7 protein-coding genes (1 of these 7 running past the window's edge) are annotated in these 20,753 nt (G+C 69.1%); 3 read left to right on the top strand and 4 right to left on the bottom strand.

Features of this window, described 5'->3' with window-relative positions:
• Nucleotides 1-3: 3 nt before the first annotated feature.
• A complete protein-coding gene (locus D7Y04_RS11830) occupies nt 4-867 on the bottom strand; it encodes an SDR family oxidoreductase (protein WP_121759391.1) in 864 nt (287 codons plus the stop codon).
• A 124-nt stretch (nt 868-991) separates the two neighbouring features.
• On the opposite strand from D7Y04_RS11830, the gene D7Y04_RS11825 reads away from it, so the two are divergent.
• Nucleotides 992-1,714, top strand: a complete 723-nt coding sequence (locus D7Y04_RS11825) for a TetR/AcrR family transcriptional regulator (protein WP_121759390.1) — start codon at nt 992-994, stop codon at nt 1,712-1,714.
• 58 nt (nt 1,715-1,772) lie between these two features.
• Here D7Y04_RS11825 and D7Y04_RS11820 read toward each other — a convergent pair whose 3' ends face one another.
• From D7Y04_RS11820 to D7Y04_RS11810, 3 genes are all read right to left on the bottom strand, one after another.
• Nucleotides 1,773-3,206 carry a glycoside hydrolase family 43 protein gene (locus D7Y04_RS11820; RefSeq protein ID WP_121759389.1) on the bottom strand — a complete coding sequence of 478 codons (1,434 nt, stop codon included), beginning with the start codon at nt 3,204-3,206 and terminating at the stop codon, nt 1,773-1,775.
• 97 nt (nt 3,207-3,303) lie between these two features.
• A complete protein-coding gene (locus tag D7Y04_RS11815) occupies nt 3,304-4,875 on the bottom strand; it encodes a PKD domain-containing protein (protein WP_121759388.1) in 1,572 nt (523 codons plus the stop codon).
• A gap of 101 nt (nt 4,876-4,976) precedes the next feature.
• Nucleotides 4,977-5,552 (bottom strand): hypothetical protein, encoded by a 576-nt coding sequence (locus D7Y04_RS11810; protein ID WP_121759387.1) that lies wholly within the window; start codon nt 5,550-5,552, stop codon nt 4,977-4,979.
• A gap of 92 nt (nt 5,553-5,644) precedes the next feature.
• Here D7Y04_RS11810 and D7Y04_RS11805 point away from each other — a divergent pair, with 92 nt between their 5' ends.
• Together D7Y04_RS11805 and D7Y04_RS11800 are read left to right on the top strand one after the other, a co-directional pair.
• Entirely contained in the window at nt 5,645-6,910 is a 1,266-nt protein-coding gene (locus D7Y04_RS11805) for an amidohydrolase family protein (protein ID WP_147477090.1), read from the top strand.
• Nucleotides 6,911-7,199: 289 nt separating this feature from the next.
• Nucleotides 7,200-20,753, top strand: the 5' end (the start) of a protein-coding gene (locus tag D7Y04_RS11800) for a non-ribosomal peptide synthase/polyketide synthase (RefSeq protein WP_121759385.1). 22,587 nt of this gene lie beyond the right edge of the window; 13,554 of the gene's 36,141 nt are visible here — the first part of the coding sequence; the start codon lies at nt 7,200-7,202; its stop codon lies beyond the right edge, outside the window.

Genomic DNA, 20,753 nt, shown 5'->3' with positions numbered 1-20,753 from the left:
ACCTCAGCGCAGCTTGCCGGCGAGCAGCTCGCGCATGCTCACCGGTTCACGCCCGAGCAGCTGCCGCAGCGTGGGGTCGACCGCCGCGAACTCGCCGTCGCGGCTCGCGCGGTAGAGGCCGAGCGAGATGCCGACCACGGGCGCGGGCATGCCGCTCGCCACGAGCTTCGCGCGCATCTCGTCCTCGGACACGGTGCTTCGACGGAGGGGACGTCCGAGGATGCCGGACGCGATGTCACACAACTCTCCGAAGTCGAGCGCCTGCGACGCGGTGAGCGGCGGCGTCGGTCCGTCGAACCGACCCTCGCTCGTCAGAATGACCGCCGCCGCCTCCGCGAGGTCCGCGTGCGTGGTCCAGGAGACCTTCCCGTCCGCGGGGGCCTCGAACACGCCCGATGACAGGGCCCGCTCCAGCAGGAACGCCGCGCTCGAGGCGTAGAAGCCATTGCGAAGCGAGGTCCACGCCATGCCGGACTCCGCAAGCATCTGCTCCGTCGCCGCGTGGTCGAGCATCGGTGGAAACGCCGACGTACGGCTCGCGCCCATGTGGCTCGTGTAGACGATGCGCCGCGCGCCGGCGGACCGCGCGGCGTCGATGGCGGAGCGATGCTGGGCCAGGGGGTCGCCCCCATGCGCGGCCGCGTTCGACGAGACCATCAGCACCTGGGTCGCGCCCTCGAAGGCATGCGCGAGGCTCTTCGGCTCCGCGAAGTCCCCGCTCCGCACCCGGACGCCACGTGCCGCCAGGTCCTGGGCCTTCTGGACGTCCCGGACGCTGACGGCGACCCGGTCCACCGGGACGCGGGCGATGAGCTTCTCCACGATGAGGCGGCCAAGCTGCCCCGTTGCTCCGGTCACGACGATCATCGAGCGTCCCTCTTCCGTATCGATGGAAACTAAATCTAGATACCGGCGATAACGTAGCGGCCGCTATCGCCGTTATCAAGTGTTCGTTACCGCCGTTCCGGAAGTCGCGTGTTAAGTCAGGCGCATGAAGGACCGGGAGAAGGTCACCGCCGAAGACGCCGAGGGCCCCGATACGCGTGCGCGCATCCTGACGGCCGCCGCGGAGCTCATCGCCTCTGGAGGACCCGACGCCGCGACCACACGCGCGGTCGCCGCTGCGGCGGGCGTGCAGGCCCCCACGCTCTACCGGCTCTTCGGCGACAAGCACGGGCTCTTGTCCGCCGTGGTCGAGCACGAGCTGACGAGCTACGTAGCGAAGAAGGCCGCGCGCAAGCCGCACCCGGATCCGCTTCAGGACCTGAGGATGGGCTGGGACATGCACGTCGCGTTCGGACTCAGCCATCCCGGGCTGTTCGCGCTCATGTGCAGCGACCTGGAGCCGGCCCCCCAATCCTCCGTGGTCAGCACCGGCAACGACGTCCTGCGGCGCCGCATCCGGAACATCGCGCTCGCGGGCCGCCTGCGGGTCAGTGAAGAGCGGGCGCTCGGCCTCGTGTCGTCGATGTGCAACGGCGCCGTGCTCACGCTCCTGCGCCAGCCTGAAGGGCAACGCGACCTCGGCCTGTCCGAGGCCGCGCGCGAGACGGTCATGGCAGCCATCTCCAGCGACACGGCGCCCCCGGCGAACACGGAGGTCCGTTCAGCGGCCACCACGCTGCGAGCCTCCCTGGACCGGCTCACCGTCCTGACCCCAGGTGAAAGCGCGCTGTTGAGCGAACTGCTGGCGCGCATCACGGATGCCGGGTGACAGCGCGCGCCGTCAGGTAGGGGCCGGAAGCCGCCGGTCCCCCACCTGGAAGGATTCGCTACGGCATGGGCCGCGAACCGGAGGACGGAGCTTCCGGAACCGCGGGCCAGCCATTGGGCCACGTCATCGCATCCACGAGCATCACCCGGGCCGTGTGGGCGCTGTTCCACGCGTGGTAGACCATGACCGTGTCCCCGCCGGGTCCGGTGACCACCGAGTTGTGGCCGGGCCCCACCCAACCGCCGCCCGTCTTGAGGATGGGGTTGCCCAGCTTCGTATAGGGACCCAGCGGACTCGTGGCCCGGGCCACGCCCACGGCGTAGGTGCTGTTGGCGTACGAGTTGCCGCTGTAGAAGAGGTAGTAGTAGCCGCCCCGCGCGACGACCCACGGCGCCTCGACGACGCCGCCCTCCCAGCCGAGCGTGTTGCTCATCAGCGTGCGGCGCGTGCCGGTGAGCGACAGCCCATCCGCCGACAGCGTCTGGCCATAGATGGGCGTGGGCTGCCCCACCGCGTTCCCGTCCGCCTTCCACACCAGGTACGGCACGCCCGCGGTGTCGTAGAAGAACGTGGCGTCAATCATCCCCATGCCCGCGTCATGCACCAGGGGATGGCCCAGGTCCGTGAAGGGCCCCAGCGCGCTGGTGGCCGTCGCGGCGCCGATGGACAGCTTCCCGTCCTGGTGGCGCGCGGTGAAGTACGCGATGTACCGCGTGCCCACCTTGTGGAGCTCCGGCGCCCAGTAGTCACCCGTGGCCCACGTCGGCCGGCGCGCGGAGGGGAAGATGTTGCCCGCGGCCGTCCAGGTGACCAGGTCCTTGGACGTACGCAGCGGGAACGCGTTGGCCGCGCCCCCCGACGTACAGGCCGCGACGTACTGCGTGCCGTCATGGATGACGCCCGGGTCCGCGCAGTCCACGGGCACCACGGGGTTCTGGTAGAGCCCTCCACAGCCCGTGTAGCGCAGTGAGATGCCGCACGCGTTGGTACCGCTGAAGTACGGCGACCAGTCGTTCGACAGCACCGCGTACGAATTGGGAGAGGCATTGGTGCAGCCCCGGTCCCACGTCACGCGGCCGCCCACGTCGTCGTACTGGGCCGGGTGTCCCGCGGGGTGCAACCACGCCGGACCGTAGGTGACGCGCGTCGCGCAGGTCGTGGCGCCGGAACAGTCCGTGTCGAGCGCCAGCACACAGGCGTTGGGCCCCGTGAAGTACGGCTTCCAGCCGTTCGACAACACGGCGTAGGAGTTGCTGCCTTCATTGACGCAGCTGCCGTCCCAGGTCACCAGGCCGCTCGCGGTGTCGTGCTGCTCCGGGTGCCCGGGGTGGATCCACCGGTCCCCGTAGGTGATGCGCGTGGTGCACGCGAGCGCCCCGCTGGACGTGCCCACCGGGGCCTCGTCCACGAGGGGGGCGTCGGAACGCTCTCCACCACAACCCGCCGCGAGCGCGGCGAGGACGACAGCGGAAAACAACGAGGGGTTCTTCATCGATGGACCTCCGAGTTTGCGAAGACTCGGAAGTCCTATTTATCAGCTTTTACTTGTTGTCGAGATTCCGTCCTGTCCCGGGCATGGGAAGGGTCGGTCAGCGAACCTCGAGTTCGTAGATGCGCGTCGCCGGGTCACCGTTCTGGCTGGGGGTGGTGATGTTGAGCCGGACGTAGCGCGCGGACGTGGCGCTGATGGCGTGGGTGGAGGTGTTGGCGGTGTTGTTGGTCACCGTCACCGGGGTGCTCCAGCTGGTGCCGTTGGTGGAGGTCTGGAGGGTGAAGGCCCGGGTGTTCCAGGTGCTCGCTTCGCCGCCCGCGCCGGCATGCTGGACCGTGAAGCTGCTGACCGTCTGCGCCGAGCCGAGATCCACCTGCATCCAGGCGCCCGACACCAACGAGCAGAACTTGTCGGTGGTGCCACCGGAGACGCTCCCGTTGACCGCCTTGGCGGGCGTTTCGCTGCTGTTGCAGGCGGTGGAGCCGGTCGTAGGTTTGTTGAGCGCCAGGTTCGCATAGCCCGAGCCGACCGAGACCGTCTGGGTCTTGGTATTGCTGGCACCACCGTTGTCCGTCACGGTCAGGCTGACGTTGTAATTGCCGGCGCTGGCGTAGACACGGCTGGGATTCGTCGCGGTCGAGCCGCTGCCGTCGCCGAAGCTCCAGTTGCGCGAGGTGATGGTGCCGTCGCTGTCGGTGGAGGCATCGCTGAAGGTGGCGGTGAGTCCGCTCACGGTGACGCCGAAGTTGGCCACGGGCGGGGTGTTGCCGCTGACCGCCGTGTTGATGGCCGCCGCGTACTGCGCGCTCGTGCCCTGCGCCACGCACTTCTGGATGTCGTCGTACAGCCACATGAAGCCGCCGTTGATGCCGGCGCTGCTCTTCCAGGCGCTCATCCGGCTCTGCACCGAGGCCGGACTGTCGCCGCTGGCGCAGTTGGTGCCGTGGCGAGACCACAGGCCCGGGTCGACGGTCATGCCCATCGCGGTGTTCCAGCTCGCGGGGTTGTTGCCAGCGCCGCCGTCGTAGACCTGCAGATAGATGCCGTCGACCGCGCTGCCGAGGTTGTCCTTGAGGTTCCGCCAGAAGGTCTGCTGGGTGTAGGGCGCGAAGGTGATCTTGAAGCCCTGGCCAATGAGCATCTGCCCGAACTGGGTGGTGGGAGCGAGGTCGTAGGCACTCTCGTCGTCGAAGTTGACCGCGTTGGCGCCTGTGGCGGCCTTCAGCGCCTGGAAGTTGCGGTACAGGATGCTGGTGGTACCGGTGCCGCAGACGAGCGTGCTGCCGCAGCCGGCGGCGGTGCCGTTGACCAGCCGGGCCATGCGCTCGAAGTCGGGGACGCTCCAGGCGCCAATGGACACCTCGATGCGATTGACCGAGGTCGGCGCCGTCTTGAGCGTGGCCAGCCGCGTGGGCCAGGCCGGATCGCCGATATAGGCACCGTTCCGGACCACCGGGATGTCGTTGTAGACGAGGTCGCCGTTGTCCTCGATGTGGAAGCTCCAGAGGATCACAGTGGTGAAGCCCGAGCCACGCAGGTCGTTCATCACCGCGGTGCCGCCGGAATAGAACGGGCCGCCGCCGTAGATCGCGGAGTCGGCAAGGGCCACTGGCGAGACCGTGGCCAGCGCGAGGGCAAGGCAGGACGCGAGTTGCTTCGACTTCGGCATGGTGTGCTCCCCCGTCGCCATCGTTGGCGACGGGGAGAGATTGCGAGCACGCAAACCAGCAAGTCAATTCTATTCAGACAAACTGGAATATACTGAAAGCATCACTCGGCGCGGAAGTGCGACTCCGCGATGGAGGCACCCCAGCAACAGGCGTCCTCTCCCTCCTCGCCGGTGGGCAGCGTCGTGCGGAGCGGAGCGCCTGCCTTCACGTCCTCGAAGTAGAAGAGGTTCTTCGGGAGGAGGACGAGCGCGCGATCCGCCTTGCGCGTGCGCAGGGTGAGTTGCGCCAACGCCGGGTCGGCCACGTCCGCGGGCCCCTTCGGGAAGAAGGCCTCCCGCTTCGGCGGAGCACGGTCGCCCTCCGGGATGCAGCCGCCATCCTCCGTGGAGACCTCCACCTCGCGCACGCGGCAGCCCTTGCCTTCCGCGAAGTGGAACACCGCCCGCACCTTCGTGAAGTAGCAGTCGGGGGTGCCGCAGTCCGCGCTGTGGACGTCCGCCACCACCGTCAGGCGCACCTTGTTTCCAGGCAGGGACTCCACCATGCCGTTGCGCGCGTAGCGCTGGAACAGGGGCGCCTGGGCGCAGCTGGAGGCCACCGGAGCCGCCGCCTGGGGTGCGTCGCCAGGCACAGACAGCAGGAGCGCGACGAGGGGCGCGACGTGCTTCAAGGACATGGCTGAAGTCATATCAGGCGCCGGTCCAATCCATTGACCGTTTGACGGGCTCCTCGCTTGGGAGCACGGTTCGGATCAGCGAGGTGAACAACATGAAACGGGTCACTCTGATTCTCTCCCTGGCCACCGCGGGCTGCGCGTCCAGCCAACATCCGGCTCCCACGGATCGCTATCTCCTGACGGGCACGCGGCTCTATGTGGCTCCAGACGCGCCCCCGTTGGACAACGCCTGGGTGGCCGTGAGCGGCGGGAAAATCGAAGCCATGGGCTCCGCGCCGGTTGCTCCGCCTCCCGGAGTGCGGCTCGAGGACACCTGCAGCGGTGGGGTGATCACCGCGGGGTTCCAGAACAGCCATGTCCACTTCACGGATGCCGCGTTCGCCGGAGCCGTCAGCCGTCCGCGCGACGAGCTTCAGCCACCGCTCAGTGGGATGACCACCCGCTTCGGCTTCACGACGGTCGTCGATACCGGCTCCGACCCCGCGAACACCGAGGCCCTTCGCCAGCGCATCGAGCGAGGCGAGCTGCAGGGGCCTGCAATCCTCACAGTTGGCTCCCCGATGTATCCGCAGAACGGCATTCCCTTCTACCTGCGAGACCTGCCGCCCGAGCTGCTGGCGCAGCTTCCGCAACCCGCGTCGGTGGAGGAGGCCCGCGCCGTCGTCCGCACGAATGCCGAGGGCGGCGCGAAGGGGACCAAGCTGTTCGTCGCCACGCCCCAGGGCGGTGGGGAGATCCGGCGCATGGCGGCGGAAATCGCTCGCGCCGCGGCGGATGAAACCCACCAGCGCGGGGGCCTGGTCATGGTGCATCCCACCGACCCCGAAGGCGTGAGCGCCGCCGTGCAGGCTGGCGTCGACGTCGTCGTGCATACGACCATCGATTCACCGAAGACCGGGTGGAGCGAGGAGCTCGTCGGCCAGATGGTCGCGCGCCATGTCTCCCTGGTGCCGACATTGCAGCTCTGGGGGTACGAGCTCGCCAAGGCGGACGTGCCCACGGACGTGCGCGACCGCCTCGTGGGGGGCGCCGAACGGCAGCTCGCGGCGTTCTCCAGCGCGGGTGGACAGGTCCTGTTCGGCACCGACGTCGGGTACATGACGGACCTGGATCCGACGCAGGAGTACGTCCTCATGGCCCACGCGGGGCTGACCCCGATGCAGATCCTCGCATCGTTGACCTCCGCCCCCGCTGCGCGCTGGAGCGCCACCGAGCGCAGGGGCCGCGTCAAGCCGGGCTTCGACGCCGACCTCGTGGTGCTCAACGGAGATCCCTCCACGGATGTCCGGCGGTTCGCGGACGTGAAGTGCACGATTCGAACGGGCAAGGCGCTCTTCGTCCGCGCTTCCGCCGAGTAGCGGATTGCCACGATGTCCTATCGAGCGGCGTCGCCAACACCGTGTGTCATTGCACTCGACGGTTGAGCGGATCCGGGGTCGTAACAACCGGAAACATTGTGCCGCGTATCCACCTCCCACGCGGCCTCCGGGACGAGGCGGCGGATCCGTTCCCGCCTCGTGTTTGGACAAGGTATTGATTCGGTGCGATAGCTGACGCCAGTTCACCGTCGTCGCGCATTTCAGGAAGACGCCGCTCCGCATGAGGAGTCGGCGCCCGTCCGCGCGACACGCAGGAGCTGGCGCCAACATGACCTCCCCCTCTGATGACAAGCGCTCGCGGCTGGCCGAATTGCTGCGTGGAAAGACCCGTCCGTCGCTTCGCGTGGCCGCCTCGTCCGGGCAGGAACGGATGTGGCTCCAGGAGCGGCTGTCGCCCGGCAACGCGGCGCTCCACATGGCCGTCACCGTCCGCATCTCCGGACAGCTGGATCCCGTGGCGCTGGCCCGTGCCTTCCAGGCCGTCGTGGATCGCCACGATGCGCTTCGCACCACCTTTCCGGAGCACGAGGGCCGGCCGCTCCAACACGTCGCTCCGGACCTCAAGCTGTCCATCTCGGAAGTGGACCTGGGGAACCTGCCCGAGCCGCTGCGTGAACCCGAGGCCTTGCGCCATGTGCGGGAAGACGTGCGCGTGCCGTTCGACCTGGAGCGGGGTCCGCTGCTCCGCGCGGTGCGCTACCGGCTCGCCGCGGACGAACACCTGCTGCTCCTGACCATCCACCACATCGTGTCCGATGGTTGGTCCATGGGCGTGCTGGTCCGCGAGGTGGCGGAGCTGTATCAGGCCTTCACCTCCGGCCAGGCCCCCACCCTGAAGCCCCTGCCCCTGCAGTACGCGGACTTCGCCGCCTGGCAGCGACAGGGGGCACAGGGCGACGCGCTCGACGCGCAGTTGGCGTACTGGCGCCAGCGGTTGGATCCGCATGCAGTGCTGGAGCTGCCCTCGGACCGGCCCCGGCTCGCGAGCCTGGACGTCCAGGGGGCCCGCTACTCCATCGTCCTGCCACCCGCGCTCACCCAGGCGCTCAAGGAGCTGGGCCTGCGTGAGGGCCGCACGCTCTTCTCCGTGCTGCTTGCGGCCTTCAACGTCCTGCTCCAGCGCTACTCCGGTCAGGACGACCTCGCCGTCGGTACTCCCGTCGCCGGCCGCTCCCGCTCCGAGCTCGAAGGCCTCATCGGCCTCTTCGTCAACACGCTCGTCCTTCGCTCCGACCTGTCCGGCGATCCGTCCTTCCGCGAGCTTCTGGGCCAGGTGCATGACTCCGCCCTTGGCGCCTTCGCCCACCAGGACGTGCCTTTCGAGAAGCTGGTGGAGGTGCTCCAGCCTTCGCGCCGGCTGAACGTCTCACCGTTGTTCCAGGTGATGTTCGTCCTGCAGAACGCGCCCGTGGCCCTGCCGCCTGTTCCCGGCGTGCGCATGGAGGCACATCCGGTGGATGTGGGCGCGGCCCGCTTCGACCTGACGCTGGTGGCGTCCGAAGAGGCTCGCGGCCTGCGCCTCATCGCCGAGTACCGCACGGCCCTCTTCGACGAGGCCACCGTCGCGCGCATGCTTGGACACCTGCGTTCGCTGCTCCAGGCCGTTGTCCTGGACGCCGGACAGCGCGTGTCCGTGCTGCCCCTCATGGACGAGGCCGAGCAGCGGCAGGTGCTGCTCGACTGGAACGACACCCGCGTTGACCTTTCGAGCACGGCCACCCTGCCGGAGCTGATCCAGGCGCAGGTGGAGCGCACCCCGGATGCCGTGGCGCTCGCGTTCGAGGGCCGCACGCTCACCTACCGGGAGCTGGATGCGCGAGCCAATCAAATGGCGCACGCCCTCATCGCGCGCGGCGTGGGGCCGGAGGTCCGCGTGGGCCTCCTGCTGGAGCGCTCGCTGGAGCTCGTCGTCGCCCTGCTCGCCACGTTGAAGGCTGGCGGCGCCTACGTCCCCTTCGACCCCGCATACCCCGCCCAGCGCCTCTCCTGGATGCTGGAGGACGCGCGCCCCGCCGTGCTCCTGGCCCAGGAGCATCTCCTGTCGCGTCTGCCCGCCCATGACGCTCGCGTGCTGTGCCTGGACACGCAGTGGGACGACGTCGCCCTCCTGCCCCGGCACGCGCCTCCTCCGCGCGCCACCGCCGACGCCCTCGCCTACGTCATCTTCACCTCCGGCTCCACCGGCAGGCCCAAGGGCGCCATGAATGCCCATGGCCCCGTGGTGAATCGCCTGCTGTGGATGCAGTCCGCCTACGCCCTGGGCCCCGCGGACGTCGTCCTTCAGAAGACTCCCTTCAGCTTCGACGTCTCCGTCTGGGAGTTCTTCTGGCCCCTCATGACGGGCGCTCGCCTCGTCCTCGCGAAACCCGGCGGACACCAGGACCCCGCCTACCTCGCGCGCCTCGTCGCAGAGGCCGGTGTCACCACCCTGCACTTCGTGCCCTCCATGCTTCAGGTATTCCTGGAGGAGCCGGGGCTGGAGTCCTGCACATCCCTGCGCCGAGTGGTGTGCAGCGGCGAGGCCCTCCCCCTGGAGCTCGCGGAGCGCTGCCTGCGGCGCCTGCCCTGGGCCGGGCTTCACAACCTTTACGGTCCCACCGAGGCCGCCGTCGACGTCACCTTCCACCAGTGCCTGCCCGGCGAGTCCCGCCGCTCCGTGCCCATTGGCCGGCCCGTGGCCAATACCCAAATCCGCATCCTCGACGCGCACCTGCAACCCGTCCCTGTGGGCGTCCCGGGCGAGCTCTTCATCGGCGGTGTCCAGGTGGGGCGCGGCTACCTGGGCCGCCCGGAGCTGACGGCCGAGCGCTTCATCCCGGATGGTTTCAGCGACACGCCCGGCGCTCGCCTGTACCGCACCGGCGACGTTGCCCGCTGGCTGCCGGATGGCGCCATCGAGTACGTCGGCCGTGCCGACTTCCAGGTGAAGGTGCGCGGCCTGCGCATCGAGCTGGGGGAGATTGAGGCCGCGCTGGAGCAGCACCCCGGCGTGCGTCAGTCCGTGGTGGTGGCCCGCGAGGACATCGCGGGTGACAAGCGTCTCGTCGCCTACGTGGCATGCCGCAGTGACGGGGCGTTGGACGTCCCCTCTCTGCGCTCGCGGCTGCACGAGAAGCTGCCCGAGTACATGGTGCCCTCCGCCTTTGTCCTGCTGGACGCCCTGCCCCTGACTCCCAGTGGCAAGGTGGACAGGAAGACCCTGCCCGCGCCGGAGGCTCCGGCCTCCACTGCCGAGTACCTCGCCCCGCGCACTCCCACCGAGGAGAAGCTCGCGGCACTCTGGGCCCAGGTCCTGCACGTGCCCCGCGTGGGCGCCACCGACCACTTCTTCGAACTGGGTGGGCACTCTCTCCTGGCCACGCAGCTCGTCTCGCGCGTGCGCTCGGCCTTCGGCGTGGAACTGGCCCTGCGCACCGTCTTCGAGGCCCCCACAGTGGAGGCGCTCGCACGTCACCTGGATGCGGTTGGCACGGAGGAGCCGACGCCCGGCTTGCCGCCACTGATTCCCGTGCCGCGCGGGTCCGCTCCGCCGCTGTCCTTCGCGCAGCAGCGGCTGTGGTTGATTGATCAGCTGGAGCCCGGGACGGCCACCTACAACATGCCCGTGGCCTTGCGGTTGTCCGGGGCGCTCGACGTCGAGTCTCTGCGGCGCGGACTCGAAGCGCTGGTGCACCGGCACGAGTCCCTGCGCACCACGTTCCGCGACACGCCCGAGGGCCCCGTCCAGGTCATCGCGCAGCCCTCCGTCCTGACGTTGGACCTCACGGACCTGCGCTCCCTGCCCGCAGAGGAGCGCCAGTCCGAGGCTCGCCGCCGCGCCACCGCCGAGGCCCTTCTTCCCTTCGCGCTCACCACCGGTCCGCTGCTGCGCGCGACCCTCCTGGTGCTGGAGGAGCAGGAGCACCTGCTGCTCTTGACCCTCCACCACATCGTGTCCGACGGCTGGTCCCTGGGCGTGTTGGTCCGAGAGGTGGCGGAGCTGTACCGGGCGTTCGCGTCCGGACAGGCCTCATCCCTGACACCGCTGCGCTTGCAGTACGCGGACTACGCTGCCTGGCAGCGGCAGTGGATGCGGGGGGACGCGCTCGACGCGCAGTTGTCGTACTGGCGCCAGCGGTTGGATCCGCATGCGGTGCTGGAGCTGCCCTCGGATCGGCCTCGACAGGCGCAGCCCGACGGCCGGGGGGCTCGCTACGAGTTGCTGTTGCCCCTCCCCCTCGTCCAGCGCCTCAAGCTCGTGGCACTGCGCGAAGGCCGCACGCTGTTCTCCGTGCTGCTCGCGGCCTTCAACGTCCTGCTCCAGCGCTACTCCGGTCAGGATGACCTCGCCGTCGGCACTCCCGTCGCCGGCCGCTCCCGCTCCGAGCTCGAAGGCCTCATCGGCCTCTTCGTCAACACGCTCGTCCTGCGCTCGGACCTCTCCGGGGATCCGTCCTTCCGCGAGCTGCTGGGCCAGGTGCATGACTCCGCCCTTGGCGCCTTCGCCCACCAGGACGTGCCGTTCGAGAAGCTGGTGGAGGTGCTCCAGCCTTCGCGCTGGCTGAACGTCTCCCCGCTGTTCCAGGTGATGTTCGTCCTGCAGAACGCGCCGCTGTCGCTCGTTCCGCTTCCCGGCCTGCGCATGGACACGTTGCCGGTGGACGGTGGCGTGTCGCGCTTCGACCTGACGCTGGTGGCGTCCGAAGACGCTCGCGGCCTGCGGCTCTCCGCCGAGTACCGCACGGCCCTCTTCGACGAGGCCACCATCGCCCGCATGCTCGGACACCTGCGGGTGCTGCTCCAGGCCGTCGTCCGGGACGTGCGGCTGACCCTGTCCGCGATGCCCCTCATGGACGAGGCCGAGCAGCGCCAGCTGCTCATCGACTGGAACGACACGCGGTCGCCCTACTCCTCCGAGACCTCCATCCACCAGCGCTTCGCGGATCAGGCTCGCGCGGCGCCGGACGCGGTGGCCGTCCTCTTCGGTGACGACTGCCTCACGTACCGGCAACTGGATGAGCGCGCCAACCAGCTCGCCCACGCCCTCATCGGTCTGGGCGTGCGTCCGGGCACTCCCGTGGCCCTGGGTCTGGGGCGCTCGCTCGACCTCATCATCGCCATCCTCGGCGTCCTCAAGGCCGGCGCCGCCTACGTCCCCCTGGAGATGAGCTATCCCCACGAGCGCCTCGCCATGCTCCTGGAGGACTCCGGCGCTCCCGTGCTCGTGACTCGCTCCGACTGGGAGCAGAGCCTGCCGTCCTTCTTCGGTGCCTCCCTGCTGATGGACGACGACGCCGCGCTGCTCGCTCGCAAACCCACGCACGCGCCCGCCGTGCCTGCAGCCGCGGACAGTCTCGCCTACGTCATGTTCACCTCCGGCTCCACCGGCCGGCCCAAGGGCGTCATGGTGCCCCACCGCGGCGTCATGCGGCTGGTGTGCGGCGCCTCCTACTTCCACTTCGGTCCGGAGCACCGCTACTTCCAGCTCGCGCCCACCGCCTTCGACGCCTCCACAATGGAAATCTGGAGCGCCCTGCTGCATGGCGCCCAGTTGGTGCTCGCGCCTCCGCATTCGCTTTCGTTGGAGGAGCTCGCCGCCTTCTTCCGCCGTCACTCTCCGACGAGCGTCGTTCTCACCACCGCCCTCTTCGAGCAGATGGCACTCCACCAGGGGGACACCCTCGCGCGCGTCTCCCAGCTCATGATCGGCGGCGACGTGATGCCCGCCGAGCGCGCCCGTCAGCACCTGGCGAAGCTGGCTCCCGGCTCCGTCCTCATCAACGGCTACGGCCCCACCGAGAACACCACCGCCTCCACCGCCCACATCATGGGCCCGGCTTCGTCCGTCGGGCATGCGGTGCCCATCGGCAAGCCCATTGGCCAGTCCACCGTGTACGTGCTGGATGCCACCCTGCGGCCCGTGCCCGTGGGCGTGGCCGGTGAGCTGTTCGTCGGGGGCGCCGGCCTCGCATGGGGCTACCTGCGCCGGCCTGACCTCACCGCCGAGCGCTTCGTTCCCAACGCCTTCACCTCTTCGCCCGGCGAGCGCCTCTACCGCACGGGCGATAAGGCCCGCTGGCGCGCGGATGGCAACTTGGAGTTCCTGGGCCGCACCGACTTCCAGGTGAAGGTGCGTGGCTTCCGCATCGAGCCCGGCGAGGTGGAGTCCGCGCTGCAGCGGCTGCCCGGTGTCGCCGAGACGCTGGTCATGGCCCGCGAGGACGTGCCCGGCGACAAGCGCCTGGTCGCCTACGTCGCCATTCCTTCAGGCAGCGGTGGGCCCATGCTGGACGCTGCGGCGCTGCGGGCCCACCTCCAGCAGCAACTGCCCGGGCACATGGTGCCGACCGCCTTCGTCGTGATGGAAGCCCTGCCGCTCACCCCCAACGGCAAGGTGGACCGGGAGGCTCTTCCCGTCCCCACCGTGGCCCCATTGGAGCGGGGACGGTACGTGCCCCCGACGACCCCCACCGAGCAGAAGCTCGCGGCCCTCTGGACCGAGGTGCTCCGCGTCGAGCGGATCGGCGCGGAGGACGACTTCTTCGACGTGGGTGGGCACTCACTGCTGGCCACCCAGGTCGTCTCGCGCGTGCTCGGGGCTTTCGGCGTGGAGCTGCCGCTGCGCACCTTCTTCGAGGCACCCACTCTGGCGGGGCTCGCCCGGCGCATCGACGAGGCCGGGCCGCGGGCTCCGGTGGCGGAGGGACCTGCGTTGGCGCCGGTGCCTCGCACGGAGGATCTGCCGCTGTCCTTCGCGCAGCAGCGGCTGTGGCTGATTGATCAGCTGGAGCCCGGAAGCCTCGCCTACAACATCCCCACCGCCTTGCGGATGCAGGGGACCGTCGACGTCGCCGCGCTGGAGCAGGCCTTCCGCGCCCTCATCGAGCGGCACGAACCCCTCCGCACCACCTTCGCGCCGCGTCAGCCCGAGCCCGTCCAGGTCATCCACACGACCGTCGACTTCTCCCTGCCCGTGGTGGATCTGAGCGCCTTGGGGGAGGCGGCGCTGGAAGAGTCGCGGCGACTGGCATCCGCCGAGGCCGTGCGTCCGTTCGACCTCACTCGAGGACCGCTGCTCCGCGCCCAGTTGCTGAGGCTCGCGCCCACCGAGCACGTGCTGCTCTTGACGATGCACCACATCGTCTCCGACGGCTGGTCCATGGGCGTGCTCGTGCGCGAGCTCGTGGCCTTCTACGAGGCGTTCCGCGAGGGACGTTCGCCGTCCGTGGCCCCGCTGCCCGTGCAGTACGCGGACTACGCGGTGTGGCAGCGTTCGTGGTTGCAGGGGGAGGTGCTCGACGCGCAGCTGGGATACTGGAAGCAGCAGCTCTCCGGTGCGCCTGCCTTGCTGGAGTTGCCCACCGACAAGCCCCGTCCCGCCGTGCAGTCCCAGCGCGGTGCGTCCCTGCCTGTCCACCTGCCCTTGTCCCAGGCACTCACGGATTTCTGCCAGCGCGAAGGCGTCACTCCCTTCATGGCTCTGCTGGCTGCCTTCCAGGTGCTGCTGTCGCGCTACTCCGGCCAGGAGGATGTCTCCGTCGGCACGCCCATCGCGGGCCGCACGCGCGGGGAGACCGAGGGCCTCATCGGCCTCTTCATCAACACCCTTGTCCTGCGCTCCCACGTCGCGCCGGACGCTTCGTTCCGTCAACTCCTGGCGCAGGTGCGTGACACCACCCTGGCCGCGTACGAGCACCAGCACCTGCCGTTCGAGAAGCTCGTCGAGGAGTTGCAGCCCCAGCGCAGCCTGAGTCACTCACCTCTCTTCCAGGTGATGCTCGTGCTGCAGAACGCGCCTGATTCAGAGCTGAGCCTTTCGGGCCTGTCCTTCCAGCCCCTGGAGCGCGACGCCGAGGCCACCAAGTCCGACCTCACGCTGTCTCTCTCCCAGTCGCCGCATGGCCTCACCGGCACCCTGGGTTACCGCACTGACTTGTTCGAGCCTTCCACCGTCACTCGCATGGTGGAGCACCTGCGCGTCCTGCTGGAGTCCGCGCTCGCTTCGCCAGAGTCGCGTCTCAGTGAGTTGCCTTTGCTGACGGACGCGGAGAAGCAGCGGCTCCTCACGGACTTCGTGTCCACCCAGGCGCCTCTCCCCACGCCACACAGCGTGCACTCGCTCTTCGAGCAGCGGGCCGCCTTGCATCCGGATGCTCCCGCCGTGGCGAGCGACGGACAGGTGCTCACCTACGGGGAGCTGGACGCGCGCGCCAATCAACTGGCCTGGCACCTGCGCTCCCTGGGTGTCGGTACCGACGCGTGCGTGGCCCTGTGCCTGGAACGCTCCATCGAAACCGTCGTTGCCCTGCTGGGCGTTTGGAAGGCCGGTGGTGCCTACGTGCCGCTGGACCCGGCCCAGCCCGCCCTTCGCTTGCAGTCGCTGGTGCAAGAAGTCGCCGCGACCGTTGTCGTCACGGTGGCTCGTCACGCCTCCGCGTTTGCGTCGTCTTCCGCGCACGTCGTTTGCCTGGATGAGGACGCTTCGGTGCTTTCGCGCCTGAGCCTCCATGCGCCTCCGCGTGCGGAGCATTTGGACTCGCTCGCCTACGTCCTCTTCACCTCCGGCTCCACCGGCAGGCCCAAGGGCGTCGCCGTCGCGCACTCCCAGCTCTCCACCTACGTCTCTTCCGTTACCCAGCGCTTGGGCCTGGAGGCGTGCGCAAGCTTCGCCCTTGTCTCCACCTTCGTCGCTGACCTGGGCAACACCGTCCTCTTCCCTGCGCTCACCACCGGCGGGCTGCTTCACGTCCTCTCCCAGGAGTGCGCCTCCAGTCCCGCCGCGTTGGCCGACTACTTCGCGCGCCACCCCATCGACTGCATGAAGGTGGTGCCTTCTCACCTGGCGGCCCTCCTCACCGCGCCCGAGCCTCGCCACGTCCTGCCTCGCAAGCGCCTGGTGCTCGGCGGTGAGTCCTCCACCTGGGCTCTTCTCCAGACCGTGCACGCGCTCGCTCCGGACTGCGAGGTACACAACCACTACGGGCCCACTGAGACGACTGTCGGTGTCCTCGCTGGCCGCGTTCAGCTTTCAGCCTCGACCTCCGTGCCGCTGGGCTGGCCCCTGGCCCACTCCCGCCTCTACGTCCTGGATGCTTCGCTGCGGCCCACGCCTTTGGGTGTCCCGGGCGAACTCTTCGTCGGCGGCGCACAGGTGACGCGTGGCTACCTCGGCCGTCCCGATTTGACGGCCGAGCGCTACGTGCCCGACCCCTTCAGCCCTACTGCGGGGGCTCGCATGTACCGCACGGGTGACCGCGTGCGCTGGCTCTCCGACGGCCGCGTCGAGTTCCTCGGCCGCGTCGACTTCCAGGTGAAGGTGCGTGGCTTCCGCGTCGAGCCCGGCGAAGTCTCCACCGTGCTGCGGACTCTTCCCTCCGTGCACGAGGCCATCGTCGTGGCTCGCCAGGACATCCCCGGTGAGGCACGCCTCGTCGCCTACGTCGTCGCGGACATCCAAGACGCGTCCGTGCTTCGGGAGAGCCTCAAGCAGCGGCTGCCCGAGTACATGGTGCCCTCGGCCTTCGTCTTCCTGGACGCCCTACCCCTGACTCCCAACGGCAAGGTCGACCGCAACGCACTGCCCATTCCTGACGTCTCCGCGTCGAACTCCGAATACGTCGCGCCTCGCACGCCCACGGAGGAGGTGCTTGCATCCCTCTGGGCGGAAGTCCTGCGCCTGCCTCGCGTGGGCGCACAGGACCACTTCTTCGAACTGGGTGGCCACTCGCTCCTGGCCACGCAGCTCGTGGCCCGCGTTCGCGCCGCGTTCAGCGTGGAACTGCCTCTGCGCTCCGTCTTCGAATCCCCGAGCCTGACCGGGCTCGCGCGCCGCATCGATGACGCCAGGGAGCGGGCGTCCGGACTTCAGGCTCCGCCCCTCGTCGCGGTTCCGCGCACGGAGGCGCTGCCGCTGTCCTTCGCCCAGCAGCGGCTGTGGTTCCTGGATCAGCTCCAGCCCGGAACGGCCACGTACAACATGCCGTACGCCCTGCGGCTGGAGGGTCCGGCCAACGTCTCCGCGCTGGAGCGCGCCTTCGGCGAACTCATCCGCCGCCACGAGTCCCTGCGCACCACCTTCCACGCGCACGAGGGCGAACCCGTCCAGCGCATCCACTCCACCGTGGACTTCGTCCTGGACCGGGTGGGCCTGGAACATCTCACTGAGGATGCACGTCAGGCCGAAGTGCAGCGGCTCGCCGCCGAGGAAGCGCTGCGCCCCTTCGACCTTACCCGTGGCCCGCTGTTGCGCGCCTCGATCCTGACGCTCACCGAGCAGCAACACGTGCTGCTCATGACGCTGCACCACATCGTGTCCGATGGTTGGTCCCGCGGTGTGCTGGTGCGCGAGGTGGACACCCTCTATTCAGCCTTCGTTCAGGACAGGCCTTCGCCGCTTCCCGAACTGCCCGTGCAGTACGCCGACTTCGCCGTCTGGCAGCGCATGTGGTTGCAGGGGGAAGTGCTCGACGCGCAGCTGGGCTACTGGAAGCAGCAGCTCTCCGGCGCTCCTGCACTGCTGGAGCTGCCCACCGACAAGCCTCGTCCCGCCGTGCAGTCCCAGCGCGGTGCGTCCCTGCCCGTGCACCTGCCTTTGGCCCTGTCCGAGGCACTCAAGGACTTCTGCCAGCGCGAAGGCGTCACGCCCTTCATGGCCCTGCTGGCTGCCTTCCAGGTGCTGCTGTCGCGCTACTCCGGCCAGGAGGATGTCTCCGTCGGCACGCCCATCGCCGGCCGCACTCGCGCGGAGACCGAAGGGATCATCGGATTCTTCGTCAACACCCTCGTGCTGCGATCGAACGTGCAGCCCGGGGCTTCGTTCCGACAACTGCTGGCCCAGGTGCGTGACACCACCCTGGCCGCGTACGAGCACCAGCACCTGCCGTTCGAGAAACTCGTCGAGGAGTTGCAGCCCCAGCGCAGCCTGAGCCACTCGCCTCTCTTCCAGGTGATGCTCGTGCTGCAGAACATGCCAGCTTCGGAGCTGAACCTCTCTGGCTTGTCCTTCCGGCCCCTGGAGCAGGACCTAGAGTCCACCAAGTTCGATCTACGGCTCTCACTGACGCAGACGCCCCATGGGCTCACGGGAGCCCTGGGCTACCGCACTGACCTCTTCGAGCCGTCCACCGTCGCTCGCATGGTCGAGCACCTGCGCGTGCTGCTGGAGGCCGCGCTCGCATCGCCTGCGATGCCTGTCAGCGAGCTGCCCCTGCTGACGGAAGCCGAGAAGCAGCTGCTCCTCACGGACTTCGTGTCCACCCAGGCGCCTCTTCCATCGCCGCGCAGCGTGCATGCCCTCTTCGAGCAGCGGGCCGCCCTGCACCCGGATGCGCCCGCAGTGGCGAGCGATGAACAGGTGCTCACCTACGGAGAGTTGGACGCGCGCGCCAACCAACTGGCCTGGCACCTGCGCTCCCTGGGCGTTGGCACCGACTCGTGCGTGGCCCTATGCCTGGAGCGCTCCGTCGAGACCGTCGTCGCCCTGCTGGGTGTCTGGAAGGCCGGTGGTGCCTACGTGCCGCTGGACCCGGCCCAGCCCGCGCTGCGTCTGCAGTCGCTGGTGCAGGAAGTCGGCGCGCCCGTCGTTGTCACGATGGCTCGTCATGCCTCCGCGTTTGCCGTGTCCAATGCCCACGTCGTCCGCCTGGATGAGGACGCTGCGACACTGTCCCGACTGCACACGGACGCGCCTCCGGGCGTGGTGCATCCGGACTCTCTCGCATACGTCCTCTTCACCTCCGGCTCCACCGGCAGACCCAAGGGCGTTGCCGTCGCTCACTCCCAGCTCTCCACCTACGTCGCCTCCGTGACGCAGCGCCTGGGCCTTGAGGCGTGCTCAAGCTTCGCCCTTGTCTCCACCTTCGTCGCCGACCTCGGCAACACCGTCCTCTTCCCTGCGCTCACCACCGGTGGCCTGCTTCACGTCCTCACCCAGGAATGCGCCTCCAGTCCCGCCGCCCTCGCGGACTACTTCGCGCGCCACCCCATCGACTGCATGAAGGTGGTGCCTTCTCACCTGGCGGCGCTGCTCACCGCGCCAGAGCCTCGTCACGTCCTGCCTCGCAAGCGCCTGGTGCTGGGAGGTGAGTCCTCCACCTGGGCTCTCCTCCAGACCGTGCACGCGCTCGCTCCGGACTGCGAGGTACACAACCACTACGGGCCCACTGAGACGACTGTCGGTGTCCTCGCTGGCCGCGTTCAGCTTTCAGCTTCGACTTCCGTGCCGCTGGGCTGGCCCCTGGCCCACTCGCGCCTCTACGTCCTGGATGCTTCGCTGCGGCCCACTCCTCTTGGCGTCCCGGGCGAGCTCTTCGTCGGCGGCGCCCAGGTGACTCGTGGCTACCTGGGCCGCCCGGACCTGACGTCCGAGCGCTACGTGCCGGACCCGTTCAGCCCCACCACAGGTGCTCGCATGTACCGCACGGGCGACCGCGTGCGCTGGCTCTCCGACGGACGCGTCGAGTTCCTCGGCCGCGTCGACTTCCAGGTGAAGGTGCGTGGCTTCCGCGTCGAGCCCGGCGAAGTCGCCACCGTGCTGCGGACTCTTCCCTCTGTGCACGAGGCCATCGTCGTGGCTCGCCAGGACATCCCCGGTGAGGCACGCCTTGTCGCCTACGTCGTCGCGGATACCTCGGAGGCATCCGCGCTGCGGCATGACCTGAAGCAGCGGCTGCCCGAGTACATGGTGCCCTCCGCTTTCGTCTTCCTGGACGCCCTGCCTCTCACGCCCAACGGCAAGGTCGACCGCAAGGCCCTGCCCGTTCCCGAAACTTCCGCGCCAACCTCCGACTACGTGGCGCCTCGCACTCCCACGGAGGAACTGCTCGCGTCTCTCTGGGCGGAAGTGCTGCGTGTGCCTCGCGTGGGCGCACAGGACCACTTCTTCGATTTGGGTGGCCACTCGCTCCTGGCCACGCAGCTTGTGGCCCGCGTGCGCGCGGCGTTCGGCGTGGACCTGCCCCTGCGCTCCGTCTTCGAAGCTCCGAGCCTCGCGGACCTCGCGCGCCACATCGACGAGGCGGGGAAGCAGGCGTCCGGCATTCAAGCACCTCCGCTGGTGCCTGCGCCGCGCACGGACGCACTGCCGCTGTCCTTCGCCCAGCAGCGCCTGTGGTTCATGGATCAGCTCGTCCCTGGCTCGTCCACCTACAACATCCCTTCCATCCTACGGCTGGAAGGTGAGCTGCACCTCGAAGCCCTGCGCCACAGCCTCACCGAACTGGTGCGGCGCCACGAAGCCCTGCGCACCCGCTTCTCCTCCCACCAAGGTCAGCCCTTCCAGAGCATCGCTTCACCCACGGACCTGCCCCTGCCCATGGTGGACCTCAGCCCCCTGGGCGAGGCCGCTCTCGACGAAGCGCGGCGACTGGCGTCCACCGAGGCCCAGCGTCCCTTCGACCTGGCCAACGGCCCCCTCGTGCGCGCGTTGTTGCTGAAGCTCGCGCCAACCCAGCACGTGCTCGTCTTCACCCTGCACCACATCGTCTCCGACGGATGGTCCCGAGGCGTCCTCGTCCGCGAGGTGGCCGCCCTCTACGCAGCCTTCTCCGAAGGCCGGCCTTCGCCCCTGCCCGAGTTGCCCGTCCAGTACGCCGACTACGCCGTGTGGCAGCGCTCCTGGCTTCAGGGCGACGTCCTCGACGCCCAGCTCGACTACTGGCGCCAGCGCCTCGCGGACGCCGCTCCGTTGGAGCTGCCCATCGATTTCCCGCGCCCCGCCGTGCAGTCGTCGCAGGGAGGCGTGCAACCGCTGGGGCTGTCCCTGCCGCTCGCGGAGTCGCTCAAGGCGCTCGCCCAACGTGAAGCGGTCACCCCCTTCATGCTCCTCATGGCGGCCTTCCAGGTG

This window comes from Corallococcus sp. AB038B (assembly GCF_003668955.1).
GTDB classification, from domain to species: domain Bacteria; phylum Myxococcota; class Myxococcia; order Myxococcales; family Myxococcaceae; genus Corallococcus; species Corallococcus exiguus.
Note: the sequence above shows the minus strand (reverse complement) of the source record. Positions and strands in the feature narration are given on the sequence as shown.

Bases quoted from the DNA above. Each gene is read 5' to 3' on its own strand.
- D7Y04_RS11820 (WP_121759389.1), bottom strand. From the start codon at position 3,206: ATGAAGAACCCCTCGTTGTTTTCCGCTGTCGTCCTCGCCGCGCTCGCG.
- D7Y04_RS11830 (WP_121759391.1), bottom strand. From the start codon at position 867: ATGATCGTCGTGACCGGAGCAACGGGGCAGCTTGGCCGCCTCATCGTG.
- D7Y04_RS11810 (WP_121759387.1), bottom strand. From the start codon at position 5,552: ATGTCCTTGAAGCACGTCGCGCCCCTCGTCGCGCTCCTGCTGTCTGTG.
- D7Y04_RS11825 (WP_121759390.1), top strand. From the start codon at position 992: ATGAAGGACCGGGAGAAGGTCACCGCCGAAGACGCCGAGGGCCCCGAT.
- D7Y04_RS11805 (WP_147477090.1), top strand. From the start codon at position 5,645: ATGAAACGGGTCACTCTGATTCTCTCCCTGGCCACCGCGGGCTGCGCG.
- D7Y04_RS11815 (WP_121759388.1), bottom strand. From the start codon at position 4,875: ATGCCGAAGTCGAAGCAACTCGCGTCCTGCCTTGCCCTCGCGCTGGCC.